This window comes from Streptomyces sp. PTY087I2 (assembly GCF_001687325.1).
Classification (GTDB): Bacteria; Actinomycetota; Actinomycetes; order Streptomycetales; family Streptomycetaceae; genus Streptomyces.
Genome location: NZ_LZRD01000015.1, coordinates 157,433 through 174,790, shown reverse-complemented (window position 1 = coordinate 174,790; position 17,358 = coordinate 157,433). Strand labels below are relative to the sequence as shown.

Annotated in this window: 15 protein-coding genes and 1 pseudogene; 9 read left to right on the top strand and 7 right to left on the bottom strand. The window is 69.8% G+C overall.

The genetic code is table 11. The annotated features are described in order from the left end of the window. Window positions 1-13 precede the first annotated feature (13 nt). Window positions 14-462, bottom strand: a pseudogene (locus tag A3Q37_RS18480) (TetR/AcrR family transcriptional regulator). Here A3Q37_RS18480 and A3Q37_RS18475 point away from each other — a divergent pair. After that, window positions 442-1,065, top strand: coding sequence for an SDR family NAD(P)-dependent oxidoreductase (locus A3Q37_RS18475; protein WP_065485834.1), 624 nt, complete (start codon window positions 442-444; stop codon window positions 1,063-1,065). The pseudogene A3Q37_RS18480 and the gene A3Q37_RS18475 overlap by 21 nt on opposite strands. 27 nt (window positions 1,066-1,092) lie before the next feature. Here the strand turns inward: A3Q37_RS18475 and A3Q37_RS18470 are convergent, their stop codons facing one another. From A3Q37_RS18470 to A3Q37_RS18450, 5 genes are all read right to left on the bottom strand, one after another. Next, window positions 1,093-2,358: an MFS transporter gene (locus tag A3Q37_RS18470; RefSeq protein WP_065485832.1), complete on the bottom strand. Its 1,266-nt coding sequence runs from the start codon at window positions 2,356-2,358 to the stop codon at window positions 1,093-1,095. Between the two features lie 232 nt (window positions 2,359-2,590). After that, window positions 2,591-3,289, bottom strand: coding sequence for a polysaccharide deacetylase family protein (locus tag A3Q37_RS18465; protein WP_065485830.1), 699 nt, complete (start codon window positions 3,287-3,289; stop codon window positions 2,591-2,593). Window positions 3,290-3,338: 49 nt separating this feature from the next. Then, window positions 3,339-4,292 carry a Gfo/Idh/MocA family protein gene (locus A3Q37_RS18460; protein ID WP_255311853.1) on the bottom strand — a complete coding sequence of 318 codons (954 nt, stop codon included), beginning with the start codon at window positions 4,290-4,292 and terminating at the stop codon, window positions 3,339-3,341. 23 nt (window positions 4,293-4,315) lie between these two features. Beyond that, a complete protein-coding gene (locus tag A3Q37_RS18455; protein ID WP_141693577.1) occupies window positions 4,316-5,164 on the bottom strand; it encodes a hypothetical protein in 849 nt (282 codons plus the stop codon). 32 nt (window positions 5,165-5,196) lie between these two features. Then, window positions 5,197-6,087: a glycosyltransferase family 8 protein gene (locus A3Q37_RS18450; protein WP_176711450.1), complete on the bottom strand. Its 891-nt coding sequence runs from the start codon at window positions 6,085-6,087 to the stop codon at window positions 5,197-5,199. A gap of 203 nt (window positions 6,088-6,290) precedes the next feature. Between A3Q37_RS18450 and A3Q37_RS18445 the strand changes: the two genes are divergently transcribed. Next, window positions 6,291-7,220 (top strand): aminoglycoside phosphotransferase family protein, encoded by a 930-nt coding sequence (locus A3Q37_RS18445; protein ID WP_255311852.1) that lies wholly within the window; start codon window positions 6,291-6,293, stop codon window positions 7,218-7,220. A gap of 53 nt (window positions 7,221-7,273) precedes the next feature. On the opposite strand, the gene A3Q37_RS18440 is transcribed toward A3Q37_RS18445, so the two are convergent. Next, window positions 7,274-8,218 (bottom strand): UDP-glucuronic acid decarboxylase family protein, encoded by a 945-nt coding sequence (locus A3Q37_RS18440; RefSeq protein WP_065485823.1) that lies wholly within the window; start codon window positions 8,216-8,218, stop codon window positions 7,274-7,276. 276 nt (window positions 8,219-8,494) lie between these two features. Here A3Q37_RS18440 and A3Q37_RS18435 point away from each other — a divergent pair, with 276 nt between their 5' ends. The 7 genes from A3Q37_RS18435 (at window position 8,495) to A3Q37_RS18405 (ending at window position 17,357) form a co-directional block, all read left to right on the top strand. Next, window positions 8,495-9,946 (top strand): glycosyltransferase family A protein, encoded by a 1,452-nt coding sequence (locus tag A3Q37_RS18435; protein WP_079137855.1) that lies wholly within the window; start codon window positions 8,495-8,497, stop codon window positions 9,944-9,946. 73 nt (window positions 9,947-10,019) lie between these two features. Then, window positions 10,020-11,225, top strand: coding sequence for a radical SAM protein (locus A3Q37_RS18430; RefSeq protein ID WP_065485818.1), 1,206 nt, complete (start codon window positions 10,020-10,022; stop codon window positions 11,223-11,225). 9 nt (window positions 11,226-11,234) lie between these two features. Further along, window positions 11,235-13,280, top strand: a complete 2,046-nt coding sequence (locus A3Q37_RS18425; RefSeq protein ID WP_141693576.1) for an aminotransferase class I/II-fold pyridoxal phosphate-dependent enzyme — start codon at window positions 11,235-11,237, stop codon at window positions 13,278-13,280. Window positions 13,281-13,318: 38 nt separating this feature from the next. Beyond that, window positions 13,319-14,797, top strand: coding sequence for a dTDP-4-amino-4,6-dideoxy-D-glucose ammonia-lyase (gene desII / locus A3Q37_RS18420; RefSeq protein WP_065485814.1), 1,479 nt, complete (start codon window positions 13,319-13,321; stop codon window positions 14,795-14,797). Further along, on the top strand, window positions 14,794-15,687 hold the full coding sequence (locus A3Q37_RS18415) for a phytanoyl-CoA dioxygenase family protein (protein ID WP_065485812.1): 894 nt from the start codon (window positions 14,794-14,796) through the stop codon (window positions 15,685-15,687). Before desII ends, A3Q37_RS18415 begins: the two co-directional genes overlap by 4 nt. Window positions 15,688-15,702: 15 nt before the next feature. Further along, window positions 15,703-16,473 (top strand): bifunctional 2-polyprenyl-6-hydroxyphenol methylase/3-demethylubiquinol 3-O-methyltransferase UbiG, encoded by a 771-nt coding sequence (locus A3Q37_RS18410; RefSeq protein WP_065485807.1) that lies wholly within the window; start codon window positions 15,703-15,705, stop codon window positions 16,471-16,473. Between the two features lie 86 nt (window positions 16,474-16,559). Next, window positions 16,560-17,357 carry an ABC transporter permease gene (locus tag A3Q37_RS18405; protein WP_369691457.1) on the top strand — a complete coding sequence of 266 codons (798 nt, stop codon included), beginning with the start codon at window positions 16,560-16,562 and terminating at the stop codon, window positions 17,355-17,357. The last annotated feature ends 1 nt before the right edge of the window (window position 17,358 follow it).

Here is a 17,358-nt window from a genome sequence, read left to right as displayed (position 1 = left end):
CCTTCCGTTCGGATCAGGTCGGACCAGGGCGGACCAGGGCGTCCCAGAGGTCGACGGCCTGGTCCACCGTGGAGCTGAGCCGCTCCACGGGCACGCCGTCGCGCGCCTCGATCGAGAGCCCGTGCAGGACGGTCGCGTAGATGGAGGCGACGGAGCGTACGTCGGTTTCGGGCGCCAACTCACCTTCTTCGACGGCTCGTTCCAGCCGTGCTTCCAGCTCCGCGACCGATGGCGATGTTGCCGCGCAGCACGGCCTCGACGGCGGCCCGGGCCGTCGGCTCCTCCCTCAGGGCGCGGCCGGTCGACGATCCCCGCGGTGGCGCCGTAGAGGGCCACGGCCTCGCGGAACAACTCCTCCTTCGAGCCGAACGCGTTGTAGAGGCTGGCGGAGTTGATGCCCATGGCGGCGGTGAGGTCGGTGAGCTTGGTGCCCTCGTACCCGTGCTCCCAGAACGTCTCCATCGCACCGCGCAGCGCCGCCCCGCGGTCGCCCTCCGCCTGGCCGGGGAGGGCGCCGATGTGGCGCTGACGTACGTGAGTGCTGCCGATCGGGCGAAGGAAGTCGTGCCGGGGATCGAGGCGTTGGGCCGCAAGGCGGTGGCCATCCAGGCCGACAGCGCGGACCCGGCGGCCGTCGCGGACTCGGTCGAGCAGACAGCGGCGACGCTCGGCGGGCTCGACGTCCTGGTGAACAACGCCGGGATCTTCCCCTTCGGCCCGGTTGAGGACGTGACTCTGGCCGAGATCGACCGCACGCTCGCCGTCCATGTGCGGGCCGTCTTCCTCGCCACCCAGGCCACCCTCCCCCACATGGGACACGGCGGACGGGTCATCAGCATCGGGAGCTGCTGGGCCACCCGCGTACCCGTGCCGAACGTGACGCTGTACGCGATGAGCAAGTCGACGCTGGTCGGCTTCACGAAGGGGCTGGCGCACGATGTGGCGCCGAAGGGGATCACCGCGAACATCGTGGACGTCGCGAACGCGGTGGCGTTCCTGGCGGGCCCGGAGGCCCAGTGGATCACCGGCACCACGCTGGCGGTGGACGGCGGTTACACGGCCTGACGGCACCTCAGCCCGCTACGGCCACGACTACGGCTGTGGGTCGCGGGCGTCGTAGCGGGCGAAGGCGCGCCACTTCAGCGCGAGCAGGGCGACGGCGGTCACGCACAGGATGCCGCCGCCGGTGACGGCGACGGCGGGCGAGGTGAGGTCGGCGACCGAACCGGCCAGGAAGTCGCCGAGGCGGGGCCCGCCCGCGACGACGACGATGAAGACGCCCTGGAGGCGGCCGCGCAGTTCGTCGGGGACGGCCGCCTGGAGCATGGTGTTGCGGAAGACCATGGAGATGGTGTCGGCGCAGCCGGCGAGGGCGAGGAAGAGCAGCCCGAGCCAGAGGTTGCGGGTGAGTCCGAAGACGGCGATGGCGGTGCCCCAGGAGCCGACGGCCAGCAGGACCGCGAGCCCGTGCCGCCGGATCCGGCCGAACCAGCCGGAGAACACCCCGCCGAGCAGCGCGCCGAGGGCCGGGGCGGCGACGAGCAGTCCGGTGGTCCGCGCGTCACCCCCGTACCAGAGGACGGCGACGGCCGGGAAGAGGGCGCGGGGGTGGGCGAGGACCATGGCGCACAGGTCGGAGAAGAAGGTCATCCGCAGGTTGGGCCGGGTCCCGAGGAACCGCAGCCCGTCCAGGACGGAGGCCCGCTTAGCCGCGTCGCCGCCCTTGCGGTCGGGCAGCATCGAGGGCATGCGCCACATCGCGTACAGGGAGGCGGTGAAGCAGACGGCGTCCACGGTGTACGCGGCCCGGTACCCCCACCAGCCGACGATCAGCCCGCCCAGCATGGGGCCCACGAGCGTGCCCGTCGTACTGGTCATGGAGCTCAACGCGTTGGCGGCGGGCAGCTGTTCGGGCGGCAGCAGCCGGGCGATCATCGAGGAGCGGGCCGGGGCGTTGAGGGCGAAACAGACGGCCTGGAGGGCGACGATCGCGTACAGCAGCCCGACATGCTCGACGCCCACGACGGTCGCCGCCACCAGGACGAGGGAGAGGGTGAACGACCCGGCGGCGCTGAAGAGCCCGAGCTTGCGCCGGTCAACAGTGTCGGCGACGGCCCCGCCGTAGAGCCCGAAGACGACGAGCGGCACGAGCGAACAGAACCCGATGAGCCCGACGGAGAACGTGGACCCGGTGATGTCGTAGACCTGAAGCGAGACAGCCAGCGCCGTCATGCCCTGCCCGACCCAGGAAACGGTGTTCCCGAACCAGAGCCGCCGGTAGTCGGGCGAGGTCCGCAGGGGCGTGAGGTCGGCGAGTATATGAGTGCGTCGTGCACGCGGTTCGGCTGATTCGGTCACAGGGGATGGTAGCCAGGGCGCTTGATCCGACGGCTCCGGGGGCCGGGGCAGCCAGGGCCTGCGCCGGCCGGACCGTTTACTCCTGCGAGGTGCCGGACACCCGGAGCAGGCCCCCTGCACCGTGGTCGAGACCCACGACACGGGCGTCGACGACCCGGGGGCCATCGAGGAACTGCTCATCGCCTGCACCAGGGCGATCGTGGGATCAGCAGCCTGCCGGTGGTCCGGGAGGTCAGTCGTTCTCCGGCCTGGCCAGGAACGCCCAGTCCAGGGCCATGAGCTTGGGGACCTTCCACTGCCTGAACGTTATGCGGTGCAGATCGAAAGCCGATCCGTCGCCGCCTCCGGTGGCGAACGCCGAGGTGTAGTGCGCCGCGACTTCCCGGCGGACACGCGGGTCGGACGCCCCGAAGGGATAGGCGAACTGGTTCGGTACGGGCAGGTTCAGGGCCTCGTAAGCCTCCAGCTCCCGCTCCAGCTCGAAGCGCACGCTCGACGTGGCCAGGGCCGTCATCTTCACATGGGAGAACGAGTGGCCGATCAGCTCGCCACCGGAGTCCAGCCATCGCCGTACGCCCTCGGCCGTGGTGAACTCGACCGAGCTGTGCGGCAGATAGGAAGGGCGCTCCGTTTCCTGGAGCAGCCCCGGGACGACCGCCATGCCGAAGACCGCCTCCAGCTCCTCCATGAGAGGCAGGGCGAAACCGAGCGTGCTGGCGTACCCGTCGTCGAACAGGATGGCGACCTCGTCCTCCTGCCGGTCCGCGGGGGCCCCGATCTCGGCGGCCCGGTGCGTGGGGGCGGACGAAGGGGGGACGATCCGTGTTCCCTTCTCCCTCAGCAGCCGGACGATGTCCCGTAACTGGCCGGGCGTGACGTCGAATTCGGACGCCGGGGACGGCGTGATGTGGTGGAAGCACAGCACCTGCATGGTTCCTCCAGAGGGAGAGGTCCGGGATTCCGGCTCATCGGATCCCGGCTCATCGGGTCGCCGCTTCGCGGACCGCGGCCGTGAGGTCCGCCAGCCGGACGATGGCGTCGCCGGGTTCGGTGCGGGCGCGCACCGACCGCACGAAGGCCGTGAGGGTGTTGCGTACCTGGTTGTCCTTGTCCAGCGCGATCCGGTGCTCCGCGCCCGTGCGTGTGGCGATACGAACACGCGGCCGGAGACCGGACGGAGGAGTGAACGCGTCGTCCGCGACGATCCGCCCCTCGCTTCCCCGCAGGGTGTAGGCCGACTGGAACGCCTGGTCGAAGCCGAAGGAGAGCTGCGCGGTGACTCCGCCGCGGTGCCTCAGAAGGGCGGCGCCGTCGGTGTCGACGCCCAGGTCCTCGTCCTGGGTGAGCGAGGCGCCGAGGACGTGCAGGTCGGACCCGATGAAGTGCATCGCGGCCCGGATCGGATAGATGCCGACGTCCCAGAGTGCTCCGCCGTCCAGCTCCCGGCGGTAGCGGATGTCATCGGCCCTTCTGCGGGGCAGGGTGAACGCCGCGCTCAGCGACAGCACCTCACCGATGGCCCCCTCACGCACCAGTCCCCGCACGGCCCGGTGCTGGGCGTGGTGGAGGAACATGATGTTCTCCATGAGCGCCAGCCCTTTCGAGCGGGCCAGTTCGAGCAGCTCCCTGGACCGCCGGGCGTCGGTGGTCAGTGGCTTCTCCGCGAGGACGTGCTTGCCCGCCCGCAGGGCTGCCTCCACCCACTCGGCGTGCAGGGCGGCGGGCAGCGGCACGTAGACGGCCGACACCTCGGGGATGTCGAGCAGTTCCGCGTAGCCGCGCACCGCCCGGCAGCCATAGCGCCCGGCGACCGCCTCGGCCTTCTCGGGGGTTCGGCTCGCCACGGCGACGAGCACCGTGTCGGGGCACGCCGCCACCTCTGGCAGGACGCGGCGCAGGGCGATGTCCGCGCAGCCGATGAGCCCGATTCCCACGGGTGGACGGAGCTCGCCGGAGGTCACTTCAGGCCGTGCCGCAGCAGCCATCGCTCCCGGCGCCTCGCATCGTCCGGCTCGTACAACTCCTGCATCATGCGGGCGAACTGGGGCCATGCCCGGTACCCGCCCTTCCCGCACCTCTCGAACGCGAACTCCGGGTTGCCGACGTCGATCCTCTCCCCGTGCTCCAGGAGATGGTCCAGGACCCTTCTCGACTCGTCGATGATGCACGTGTTCATCACGGGCCACTCCCCGGACGCGTATGCCTGGATGCGCCTTTCGAGCCGTGGCCGGACCGACGCCGTCCACTTGAAGTGGTCCACCTGCGTGTAGATCTCGTCCCACGGCGCGGGGGTGCCGGTCCAGGCACGGTGCTGGCCGAAGTCGACGCGGACGGAGCCGCGGGCCAGCGTGACCTGTGTGGGGCGCGCCTGGAGCAGGCGCAGGGTGAGCGGACCGGCCAGCGGGAACTGGTCCCAGAGGCTCGTCACGGGATCCAGTTCGGGAAGCGATCCGTCCAGGGTCACCCGGTCGAGGACCGCCCCCTTCACGTAGTCGAAGCCGCCGCTCTCGCAGTGGTCGACGACGTCCTGGAGGGGCCGGTCGTAGACATGGAACTCGTCCAGGTCCGCCAGCAGCCACCAGTCGTCCGGGTGGCTCTCCATCTGGGCGCGGATGAGCCGGGGGTTGAGGTCCTCGGCCCAGGGGCTGCGGACAACCTGCGCGAACGAGAGGCCGGCCGCCGCCATCACCGCTTCCGAGGCGGCCAGCGCGGACCCGTCCTCTGCGGGGTCGAGCTGGCGCACGAGGTGGAAATCGGTGACACCGAGCCCGGTGTAGTGGTTCAGCGCATGTGGGAGGAGGGACATGTCCCCACCCACGACCGACACCATGCGGATTCTCATCTGCTGACCCCTCCGTCCTTTCCGGGCTGCGTCTCCGCCGCTGATTCCGCCTCTTCATCCCAGGGGCGCCGGCCTCTCCACGGGGTTCTGTCCAGATAGCCGAAGAAGAGGTCCGAACCCGAGGTGCGGACCGGGGTCGTCCAAGGCTTGTCCCGCCAGGTGAAGTGGCGAATTGCAGCCCTTTCCAGGATATCCTGGAAAGGGCCGGTCCGATGTGCCGGATCATGCCAATAGCTGGAGACGTTCCACTCGTCCCCCAGCAGAACGAAATTACCCGAGATAACGGCGTTCAGCCCCTCTTGATCCATGTGCAGAATACTCTCGGAATGGTCACTGATGTACCGCAACGCCTTTTCGGCCAATGCCGTCGCGCGCCACTGGTCAAGGTTGATCAGCAGCACACCGGCATTGAAGTAGGGGGTTTCCCGCTCCATGCCCAGGGCCGCCCAGTCCTGGATGCCGTGGTGGCTGGAGACGAACCGTATCTCGCGGTCCTGGACGGCGGCGACCGGTACGGTGCCGAGTTCGGTACCCCAGAGCGGGGCCAGCGAGGCGACCGTGAGCGTGTCGGCGTCGAGATACAGCACCCGGTCCCAGTCCGGCGGCAGCACCCGCGGCAGCAGGAGCCGCCCGTAGGTGGCCACCGTGGTGTACGGCGTGGCCCGCGAATTCTCCGGCAGTCCGGCGAGGAGGGGGGACCTTATGTCGACGAATCGGCACACGGCACCCCACTCCTCCCAGGAGCGGGTCAGCCGGTCGCGCGATTCTTCTGATATCCCGAAAGAGAGGACGTACAGCTCGACCTCGTCGAATGTGGAATTTTCCAGCAACGATCGCACCGATGCGGCCAGCGGCAGCACATATCTTTCATCGACCGCAAAGGCCACGCGAAGCGCTGTCGCCGAAAAATTACTCGAGGGTGGAAGATCCGTTCTGGGTCCGTTACGATGATCCTGATCCGCCATGACTCCCCACAGATGGGAATGAGATCTTGTCAGAAAACTCAAAGAATGACACCCCTGCCAACTCCGGGTCTTTACCTTCACAGATCGAATGGGTCTGCGCCGGATTCGGATTTCCCGACCAGGAGGTGTCCGTCACCCGGGCCGGCCGGGGTGCCATGGGCCAGATCTGGAGGATCGACACCGTTCGCGGCAGTTTCGCGGTCAAGGAGATGAGTTGGTCCGAAGGGTGGGAGCACGTCGAGACCGAGGTCGCTCTCCGTGACCTCGCCGCCGGGGCAGGGGTCACGGCCCCCGAGAACATCCCTACCGTCAACGGGGGGCACGTGCTGTCCGGACCGGACGGTGCCCGGCTCAGGGCGTACTCGTGGGTCGAGGGCAGCCCGGTCGCGGACGCGGAGACCCAGCGCGGGGCCGCGCGGTGGCTCGGCACCACGCTGGCCCGGCTGCACGGGCTGCGGGTGTCCGCGGCGGGCCTGCCCGTCGACCCCTGGTACGAGGCGGTGCCGGACGCCGGCGACTGGAAGGAACTGCTGTCGGCCGCCGCCGAGGCGAAGGCCCCGTGGTACGGCGAACTGGCCGCGAAGGCCGAGCAGATCTCGGCGCTCGGCGGATGGGTGGCCCCGGCCTCCCCGGACGCCATGATCCTCTGCCACCGGGACCTCCAGAGTTCCAACGTGCTGCGCCTCGGCGGCCAGGACCACGCCCTGCTCGACTGGGACGACGTGGGCCCCGCCGTGCCGGAGCGGGAGCTCGCGTCGGTTCTGCTGCGCTGGTACACGCACGGCTCGGACGTCGACAGCGGTGCCGTGTCCGAGGCTCTCGCCGCGTACGTCGCGCACGGTGGGAGCGTCGACCTGAGCGAGGAATCGATGAGCATGCAACTGGCCATCACCCTCAACCACATCTTCACCCAGGGCCATGTGGCGCTGGACGCGGACCACGCGTCGGATCTCCGCGACTTCGCGGGGGACCAGCTCGACACCACGCTCCGGTCGCTGCCGGAGCCGGAGGGCGTGCGCAAGGTCCTCGCCCTCGCCGCCGAAGCCGGGCGGTAGCGCGACGGAGGGTTCCGGCCGGCGGGCGCGGCGCCCGCCGGTCAGGACCCGCGTCATGCCGCAGGAGCCTGGGCCAGGTGGCGAAACCAGTCGATCGTCCGTCTGAGCCCGTCCTCTGCGGTGAATCTGGGCTCCCAGCCCAGCTCACCCCGCGCCTTCGAGATGTCCGGCCGACGGCGCTCGGGGTCGTCCGTCGGCCGGTCGACGAGTTCGATCCGCGACGTCGAGCGGGTCAGCTCGATGATCCGCCGGGCGATCTCGTCTATCCGGATCTCCTCGGGGTTGCCGAGGTTCACCGGCCCGACCAGTTTCGATTCGAGCATTCTGACGACGCCCTCGACCAGGTCGTCCACGTAGCAGAACGACCGGGTCTGACTGCCGTCCCCGGAGACGGTGATGGGGGCACCGGACAGCGCCTGGCTGATGAAGGTGGGCACGGCCCGGCCGTCGTCGTGACGCATGCGCGGGCCGAAGGTGTTGAAGATGCGGACGATGGCCACATCGGCATCGTGCTGCCGCCGGTAGGCCATGGTCAGCGCCTCACCGAACCTCTTCGCCTCGTCGTAGACGCTGCGGGGGCCGACCGGGTTCACATGCCCCCAGTAGCTCTCCTCCTGCGGGTGCACCTGCGGATCGCCGTACACCTCACTCGTCGACGCGAGCAGGAACCGCGCGCCCTTGCGGCGGGCCAGTTCGAGCGCGTTCAGCGTCCCCAGCGAGCCCGCCCGCATGGCGGCCAGCGGCGTCCGCAGGTAGTCGGCCGGGGAGGCCGGCGAGGCGAAGTGCAGTACCGCGTCGACCGGGCCCGCCACATCGCACTCGTCCGCGACATCGACAGGCTGGACTTCCAGTGCGCCGCTCCGTTGTGATTCCAGGTTCTCCCAGCGTCCTGAACTGAAATCGTCCAGGCAGACCACCCGGCTTCCGGAGCGCAGAAAATAATCCGCTAAATGAGATCCGACGAACCCGGCTCCGCCTGTGATGACCACGCACTTCATCGATACCTCTTGTCGAATCGACGATACGGATCGAACAAAGCCAGCACGCTAACAAGCGGCTCGCATAAGAGTCAAGGGTTTATAACGTGCACGCCAAGACCCCATAAAGCCTCCCTTTCACCCTATCAACCGGTCGATACCGGTCATCCCTGACATCGGGGCTTTCAATGACGCCCCGGGAGTCGAGCCCTTGACTGGATCTTCGGGCCGTGCCTAGGCTCACGACATCCCGAGAGAGCGCTATCTGGAATCGGGTCCTCAGCGACCCAGAACGAGATGCTGTGTCTGCTTGGAGGTATGCCCGAAGTGCCTGACGTCTCCGTCGTAATTCCGGCGCATAACCGACCCGATGAATTACTGAGGACTCTTCGGAGTCTCACATTCCAGTCTCTGCCCGCCGACGCATTCGAAGTCATCGTGGTGGACGACGGCTCACGCGACGACATGGCCGCACTCTGCGAGGCCGAGCGCGGCCTGGCCGACGCCATCGACCTGCGGGTCGTCAGGAATCCCGAGAGCCTCGGTGCGGCCGGCGCCAGGAACCGGGGTGCCGCGCTCGCCGCCGGAAAGGTGCTCGTCTTCCTGGACGTCGACTGCGTGGCGCACCCGGACCTCCTGACCGCTCACCTGGCGGCGCAGGCCACCCGGCCGATCGCCGCCTGCGGCTACACGTACGGACGTGAACTGACGCCCGAGACCTGGGCCCTGCGGGTCGGCGCCGCATGGGACTGGCACGCGATCGACGAGGTGTTCACCCGGGCGGAATCCCACGAGGTTCTGCGCGATCCCCTGGACGAGCTGCTGTCCCCGGACAGTCACGGCGCCTGGGCGTTCTTCTGGACGCACAACGTCAGCGTCCCGCGCGACGCCTTCCACACGGTCGGCGGCTTCGACGAAAGCTTCCCGGTCAAGGGCGTCGAGGACATGGAACTCGGCCTGCGGCTCGGGCTCGCGGGGCTTGCGACCCGGTTCGTCCCCACTGCCCGCGCCCTGCACCAGCCCCATGAGCGGGCCCGCCACCGCGACCTGCTGCGGGACCGCCGGAACGAGTTCCTGCTGTTCACCCGCCATCCGCTGTTCGAGGTCGAGGCCGTGTGCAGCTTCGACCTCCTGAACGCGCGGACCGTGATCCCGGCGCTCGACGCCTTCACCGCGCGGCTCGACCCCCGGTCGCTCGACACGGCGCGGCTGTCCGCGCTGCCCGCGGCGACGAAGGCCATCGCCGAGGCGGAGCGCACCGTTCTCATCGGCTCCTCGGCCGCCTGGCCCCGGGACCTGCCCCGGCCGGCCTGGACCGTCGGCCCCACCGAGGCGTCCTCGGCCGACACCTCCTACCGGCTGATCGGGACCCGGCTCCCACTGGCCGACCGGCAGGCCGACCTCGCCGTGATCACCGACTACTGGCGGGCGCTGCCGGAGGCCACGGCCTGCCGGGTTCTCGACGAGGCCCTGCGGTGCGCCGCCAGGGTGATGGTGCTCTGCGACGTCTCCACCGCACCCCACCGCTCGCCTGATCCCGAACTGTCGGCCGCTCTCGGCCCGGGAGACCGCCCGTACTGGGAACACACCGTCGCGGTGCCACGCGAGTTCCAGCAATTCCGCTTCATCGGGCTCGACCGCGCCGAACCACCGCAGGAACACGCCGGGGCATCCAGGTCCTTCGAGATCGAGGCGGTGGACTGGCCGCTGACCCGGCTGTCCGACCTCACCGCGCATCGCACGGAATGAAGGACAAAGACGAGCACGGACGGGAGAATGGTTTGACGTGCCCGAAACACAAGGCGGCGGCCGGGAAAATGCAATGCCTGAATTAACGTCTGCCTCGCGCAAGGCGAACCGCGAGCTGAATCTCCAAGAATTCGCAGCGGGCAGCACATCGCTCCTCAGCCGGCCTCGCGTACTCTTCGTCGAACTCACCGAGAACTGCAATCTTTCCTGCCCCATGTGCCGGTCGGGCGGTGCGTTCGACCGGTCGAAGAACATGTCCGTCGAGCTGTTCGACCACATCGCGGAAGAACTCTTCCCGACAGCCGAAATCGTCGACCTCCGCGGCTGGGGTGAGAGCACCGTACTGCGGAATTTTCCGGAGTACGTCGACAAGACGCTCGCGTACGGCTGCCGGGTCCGCCTGGTCACGAATCTGACGGTTCCGAACGAGCGGCTGTGGCGGCACCTCGTCCGCAACCGGTCCCTGATCACCGTGTCCTTCGACGCGGCGGAGGAGGCGACCTTCGCCGCCCTGCGAACGGGCGCGAAGCTCCGGACCATCCTCCGGAACCTCGAGATCCTCGCCGACGAGGCCCGTGTCAGCGGCGTCGGCACCGACGGCATCAACCTCAATGTGGTGGTGCAGGCCGCCGCGCTCGACGAACTCGACCGGATCATCGAGATCGCCGGAGGCCTCGGCTTCCGGGTGCACCTGGCACCGGTGACCCTCGGCTCCGACGACCCCGGCAACCTCCGCTTCCACCGGGAACGCCTCGCCCGTGCCGTACGGAAGGCCGCGGCCGTCGCCGAGGAGACCGGCGCCGACGTCAGGCTGGCGGCGGCACTCGACGAGGGATGGGCGGTGAGCGAGCACGCCGGGAAGACCTGCACGCATCCCTGGATGTACTGCTATGTCAACCACACCGGGAAGGTGGGCTTCTGCGACCACCTGATCGGTGCGCCGGGCTCCGCCTACTTGCTGGGCGACCTCACCACCACGCCCTTCGAGCAGATCTGGAACGGCGACGCCTACCAACGGCTCAGGGCGGAGCACGCCGCATGGGAGCGCGGCATCTCGCCCCGCTTCGAGGAATGCAACTGGTGCTACCGCAACCGGTACGTGGACTTCGACGAGGAGTCGAATCCCGACTACGCGCAGCACATCGTCCGGCTGACGGCCGCCTCGTGCCCGGCCGGCGTCCCCCGGAGCGATCCGGGTCCCGGCCTTCCCGCCGGCGCGCCGCCCGCCGCCCTGCTGCCCATCGCCGACGTCACGAGCCGTGCGGCCCACCCCGAATAGGAGCACCCCGTGAACGACGATACGACTTCCGGCCGCCCGGCCGTGCGACCGCGGTCCGGGTGGCCTGGGTGGCCCGTCACGGACGAGCGTTCGGCGCAGGCGCTGGTGCTGCCGCTGCTGAGCGGCCGGCTCGCCGTGAGCGGGGCTCGCAGCGCCTGGCCGTCGGCGAACCGGCGCGCGGCCCGTGCCCTGGCCGAGATGTCCGGCCGCGAGCACGCGGTGCTGACCACCAACGGATCCAGTGCGATCGTGGTCGCCCTGCACGCGCTCGGCATCGGGCCCGGCGACACCGTCGCCATGCCCGCGACGACCTGGGTGAGCTGCGCCACCGCGGTGTTCCGGGTCGGCGCACGGCCGGTGTACTTCGACGCCACCGAGCTGTCCCCGTGCGGTTCGGCCGACGCGCTCGACCAAGCGCCGAGCGCGATCCTCGCCGTCCACCTCTACGCCCAGACCTTCGACGTGGCCAGGGCCAGGGCCCGGTGGCCGGGAGTCCCCGTCATCGAGGACATGTCGCACTGCCAGTTCGGTCCGGCGGCGGACGGCAGCGCGCTCGGCGGGTCGAGCGACCTCTCCCTCATGAGCCTCCAGGCCACGAAGACCATCACCTGCGGTGAGGGCGGCGCCGTCCTCACCGACGACGCGGACCTCGCCGCGCGTCTGGAGTCGCTGGTGAAGGACTCCAGACGGCTGGCGGAGAGCCCGGAGCCCGCCGCGCCCAACGAACTGGAACCCGCCCGGCTCCTGCACGGCGCCAATCACGCGCTCGCCGAGACGTCGGCGTCCCTGCTCATCGACCAGCTGGCCCGGTTCCCGGAGCAGGCGGCCCGGCGGGCGAAGGCCGCGGACGGCTTCGTCGCCGCGCTGACCGGCCGGGGCTGGGAGGTTCCCGCTGATCCTGGCATCCTGGCCGCGGGCACCTTCTACGGGCTGGCGCTGCGGATCCCGCGGGGCACTCGCGGCCCCGCGGAACTGATCGACACCGTGTACGAACGCACAGGTGTGACCCTCGACCGGGTGTACCCGCCCGTACCGGAGGGTCCGCTGTATCTGCCGTCCACGGTCAAGCAGTACGCCGAGCTGCCGGCGGAGTCCTTCTCCGCGCCCCTCTCCCGCCGGTGGCACGAATCCGGCGTCGTCGTGCCACACCCGGTGTTCCTCGCCGAACCCGAACGGATCGAGGAACTGGCCCGCGTGCTCGACGAGGCGGCCACCACGTCGGGCCGCCCGGCGCGCCGGGGGCTCGACGGTGTGCCCCGCGCGGGCGAAGGTTCCTCCGAATCGCCCGCGCCGTCCCCGGTCACGGTCGACGTCGTCGTGATCACCAAGGGCGAACGCCCCACCCTGGGCAAGGCGTTGCGGAGCATCCTCGCGCAGGAGACCGACGCCGAAGTCCGGACCACCCTGTGGCTCGACGGCTTCGGCACCGCGCTCCCCCCGCTTCCCGAGGCGCTGAAAGCGCGCGTCATCCGGATCGACGAGCAGGACTCCTCCGTGGCGCATCCGTTCGACCGGATCGCGGTCCTGCGCGATCTGGCGGTACGCCGTACGAGCGCGGACTTCGTGGCGTTCCTGGACGATGACAACGAGTGGGAGCCCACCCATCTCGCCAGTCTGCTGGAGGCCGCCGAGCCGGGTCTTCCGGCGGTCCACTCCTGGCGCACCCTGATCGACGCGCAGAGTCGGCCGACCGGTGTCACCCGCTTCCCCTGGCTCCCGGGCGGGGAGCCTTCGCTGGCGCGGTTCGAGGACCTGAGGTCCGTCGGAGTCATGGACGACGGACCGGTCGTCCGCGACAGCACGGCCTTCACCCTGCCGGACGGCACCCGCGGGATGGTCGACATGGGCGAGTGGTTGTTCGATCGGCGGCTGTTGCGCCTGCTCAACTTCCACCGGACCCGCACGCCGCAGGAGATGGAGGACCGGATCACCGAGGACGACATCCTGCTGGAGCAGTTGATGGCGCTCGGTGTCCCCGTCGGCTGCACCTACCGGCCGACGCTGAGGTACCGGCTCGGCGGCATGACCACCAGGGAGTACGCGCAGCCGGTCTGAGGCCAGGCGCTCCGGAGCATCTCACGAAGGAGAAGAGGATGGGGCCGCACGGTTTGCACGAGAGCGCGGAAGCCGTCATCGACGGCACCATCGAGGACGCGATGTCCGCGTTCGCCCCCCACGTCGCGGATGCGCTGACGGCGCTGTACGTGGCAGGTTCGGGCGACGGACGGGCGACGGCGGAGAGCGTACGGCGCCGGACCGGGCAACTCATCGTGCTCGCACGGCACTTGCGCACCCATCCGTTCAGCACGCTGGAGGGGGCCCGGTCCCGGGTCGGGGCCGACCGGGCCGCGTTCGGGGAACTGCTGCGTCTGCTGCGTACGACGGACGCCGTCAGGGACACCGTGCTCGACGGCCCCGCCCGGAAGTACTGGAGGAACACGGTGCTCCCCATGGAGCGGGCGGGGGTCTTCGACGACATCCTGGGAAACCGACCGCGCTTCCCCTACCGGGTGGGTCTGTATCCCGGGCCCACCTGCATGTTCCGGTGCAGCTTCTGCGCCCGCATGAGCGGGGCGCGCTATGCGGCGTCGAGCCTGCCGGACGGGGAGAGGGCGCTGGCCGCCGTCGTGGACGAGGCGCCGGCCGACGACCCGTTCACCTTCTACATATCGGGCGGGCTGGAACCGCTGACCAATCCCGGGGCGGGTGCGCTCGTGCGGCGCATCGCGCGCCGGGGGATGAAGGCGAGCATGTACACGAACGGCTTCTCGCTCAATGCGGCGACCCTGCGCAGACAGCCGGGCCTGTGGGATCTGCACACCCTGCGGATCTCCCTCTACGGGACCAGTGAGAAGGAGTACGCGGCGGTCACGACCCGTACGGGCGCTTTCGCCCGCGTCAGGTCGAACGTGGCGGACTTCCTCCGTGAACGGGCCGAGCGCGCCGCGCCGGTGCGGGTCGGCTTCAACTACGTCATCCTGCCGGGCCGGGCGGCGCAACTGCCCGAGGTCGTCGCCTACCTGGCCGATCTCCGGCCGGACTCGGCCGGCCGGCCGGTGGACTTCCTGACGGTGCGGGAGGACTACAGCGGACGCGAGGGCGGAGCACTGTCGCCGCGCGACCGCGACGAGCTGGCCGACGCCATGCACACGGCGGAGAAGATCGCCGCCGAACGGCTGCCGGGCCTGGAGATCGACTACGGGTACGCGCTGCACGGCATCCGTCACGGCACCCTGCAAAGCCTTCCGCGGATCGACGCGGGCACCATGCGGCCCGCGGCCTACCCCCAGGCATCGGTCGTGGTCGATCTGCTGGGCGATGTCTACCTCTACCGGGAGGCGGCCTTCCCGGAACTGCCGGGGGCCGACCGGTATGTGATCGGCCGGGTCACCGCCGACAGGGGGCTGCTCGCGATCGTCGGCGACTTCGTGGCGAGCGGGCGCGAGATCGTGTCCGCACCCGGGGATCCGTATTTCCTCGATGCGTTCGACCAGGTGGTCACGGCGCGGCTCAACCAGGTGGAGGCCGATATCGGCGATGGCTGGGACCTGTTGCGGGGAGCACTGCGATGACCGGGACGGAGCAGCGCCCGGACGGCGGGCGGACGGACGACGCGCAGGCGGCACGGGGCGGCTCGCGCCCCGTGCCCTCGGACCAGGATCTGGCCTTCTTCCGGACGTACGGCTATCTCAGGCTGCCGGGGCTCCTGTCCGCCGAGACCGTCGACCGGCTCCGGGAGGAGGTGGTGGGCAACCTCTCCCGCGCCTACCGGATGCCGGACGCCCCCGCGTCCGAGGCGACCGGCTACGACGGGTTCTACCTGCCGCTGATGGGGGCCGCCTCTCCGGTGAGCCGCGCCCTGACCTCGGACCCGGTCCTGCTCGGGCTCGCCGAGAGGCTCCTGGAAAGCCCGGTGGTGCCCAAGCCCCCGAAGGGCGTGCGCTACCGGGACACCTCGCCCTGGCACCGCGACTCGGGCGATCCGCACCTCGAGGCCGTGAAACTCGTCTGCTACCTGGAGCCGCTCACCGGTGCCGACGGCGCCCTGCGCGTCCTGCCCGGTTCCCACCGGCCCGAATTCTCGGCGGCAGCGGACCGGTACCGGAAGACCGTGGCCGCGGCATCGCCCGTCGACGAGGAACGGGAGGCGCGGGTCTGGCCGGGCGTGGTGCTGGACACCGTCCCCGGTGATGTCCTGGTGTTCGACGTCCATCTCTGGCACGCCAGCCTCTTCGGCCGGGACCGCGACCAGTGGAGCCTGTCCTACGCGGCCCGCCCCCGGACCCCGGAGGCCACCGCCGCCGTGCACGCCTACATCGCCTCCTTCCTGGGGGCCGGCCACACGTACGACCGCGAGGAGTTCCCCTATTACGACCCCGACTGGCTCAGCCCCGGCCGGCCGACCTTCGCCACCGCGATGAGCGAGATCGGCCTCTTCGACCAGCTACGAACCGCCGATTGAGTGTGGAGGGCAGTCATGGGCCTGCACGATTTCTACGAGCCCACCCTGTACGAACGAAAAGTCGGCCTGGCTCCTCGGGTGGGTCCCGTCTACACCGCCGCGTTGGACCGGCTGCCGCCCGACTCGCTCGTACTGGAGCTGGGCAGCGGCATCGGTGACGTGCTGCTGCCGTTCGCCCGGCTCGGCCACCGGATCTGCGGTCTGGACAACTCGCCGAAGATGCTCGGACGTTTCCGGGAGCGCTTGGAGGAAGAAGGCCTGAGCGAACGTGCCGAGCTGCTGGACCGGATCCTGCCGGACATCCCCGCGGGCATCGGAGCCGATGTCGTCCTGATGCCGAACGAGATCGTCTCCCATGTGCTCGGCGACACGGATCTGCTCACACTCTTCTCGAACGCCCGCCGCGCCGGGGCGCCGCACGCCGAAGTGCTGCTGGACGTGCCGCGCTTCGACGTCACGTACCTCGGCTCACTCGCCGGAGCGGCCGGTCCGCTGACGAGGACGCACGGCCTCTTCGACTACGAGGACGGCCACCATCTGCGGGTCAGCGAGCAGACGACGTACACCCAGGAGTCGGGAGTCCTCTCCTGCACGTTCCAGTACGACGAACTGGACGGCAACGGTGAGCTGCTGTCGACGTGGTTCCGGCAGCTGAGCCTCTACCCCCGCCGGATCCGTGAGATCACCGCCACGCTGGAACTGGCCGGCTTCGAGGTGCTGGACGTGGACGACACCTGCTTCCCCGCCGGGTTCGACAGCGTGCTGATCCGGGCGAGGGCGCTCTGAACGGATCGCCGGGAGAGCTCCACGACCGGACGGCACCCGAGGCGGCCGGGAAGGATGGCCTGCCCCGTACCGACGAGGGGCGGGGGGTGACCCCGCTGCCCGCCGCCAAGGTGGTGTGGCGGATCGTCCGGGCGACCTTCCTGGCCCGGCTGGAGTACCGCGGCGAGTTCCTGCTCCAGGTCGGAGTGGGCATCATGTGGCAGGCGTCCGTCATCGTCTTCGCCACGGTCATCCTGGGCCGTTTCCCCGGCATGGGCGGCTGGTCCCGGGAAGCGGTGTTCCTCATCGTGGGCATGCGCATGCTCAGCCACGGACTGTTCGAGCTGGTGTTCGGCCGCATCGACGCTCTGGTGTTCCAGGTGCAGGAAGGACGCATCGACGCCTATCTGCTGCGCCCGATGCCCGTGTACCGGCAGGTCCAGCTCGCCTACTTCCCCGTCAACGCCATCGGGGACCTCGGCGTCGGGATCGTGCTGTTCCTCAACGCCGTCGTCCGCGCGCCCGTCGACTGGACCCTGGGCAAGGGCCTCTTCCTGGCCGCCGCGCTCATCGGCGCGGTCCTCCTGGAGGCCGCGATCGTCACCACGATCTCGTGCGCCGCGCTCCACCATCCGTCCGCATACGCCTGGGGCCAGTGGGTCATGGAACTCATCGCCACGTTCGGCAACTACCCGCTGAGCATCCTGCCGAAGTTCGCCCACCACCTCTTCGTGTTCGTCCTCCCGGTCGCGTTCATGGCGTACTTCCCGGCGGCCTATCTGACGGGAGAGGCCGCGTCGCCCGTCCTCGGTCTGCTCTCCCCCCTGGTCGGCGGGCTCGCCTTCGTCGCTGCCCGACTGCTGTGGAACCGCAGCCTGACGCGCTACAGCGGCGTCAACGGATGAC

Bases quoted from the DNA above. Each gene is read 5' to 3' on its own strand.
- desII (WP_065485814.1), top strand. From the start codon at position 13,319: ATGGGGCCGCACGGTTTGCACGAGAGCGCGGAAGCCGTCATCGACGGC.
- A3Q37_RS18440 (WP_065485823.1), bottom strand. From the start codon at position 8,218: ATGAAGTGCGTGGTCATCACAGGCGGAGCCGGGTTCGTCGGATCTCAT.
- A3Q37_RS18430 (WP_065485818.1), top strand. From the start codon at position 10,020: ATGCCTGAATTAACGTCTGCCTCGCGCAAGGCGAACCGCGAGCTGAAT.
- A3Q37_RS18465 (WP_065485830.1), bottom strand. From the start codon at position 3,289: ATGCAGGTGCTGTGCTTCCACCACATCACGCCGTCCCCGGCGTCCGAA.
- A3Q37_RS18435 (WP_079137855.1), top strand. From the start codon at position 8,495: ATGCTGTGTCTGCTTGGAGGTATGCCCGAAGTGCCTGACGTCTCCGTC.
- A3Q37_RS18410 (WP_065485807.1), top strand. From the start codon at position 15,703: ATGGGCCTGCACGATTTCTACGAGCCCACCCTGTACGAACGAAAAGTC.
- A3Q37_RS18455 (WP_141693577.1), bottom strand. From the start codon at position 5,164: ATGTCCCTCCTCCCACATGCGCTGAACCACTACACCGGGCTCGGTGTC.
- A3Q37_RS18415 (WP_065485812.1), top strand. From the start codon at position 14,794: ATGACCGGGACGGAGCAGCGCCCGGACGGCGGGCGGACGGACGACGCG.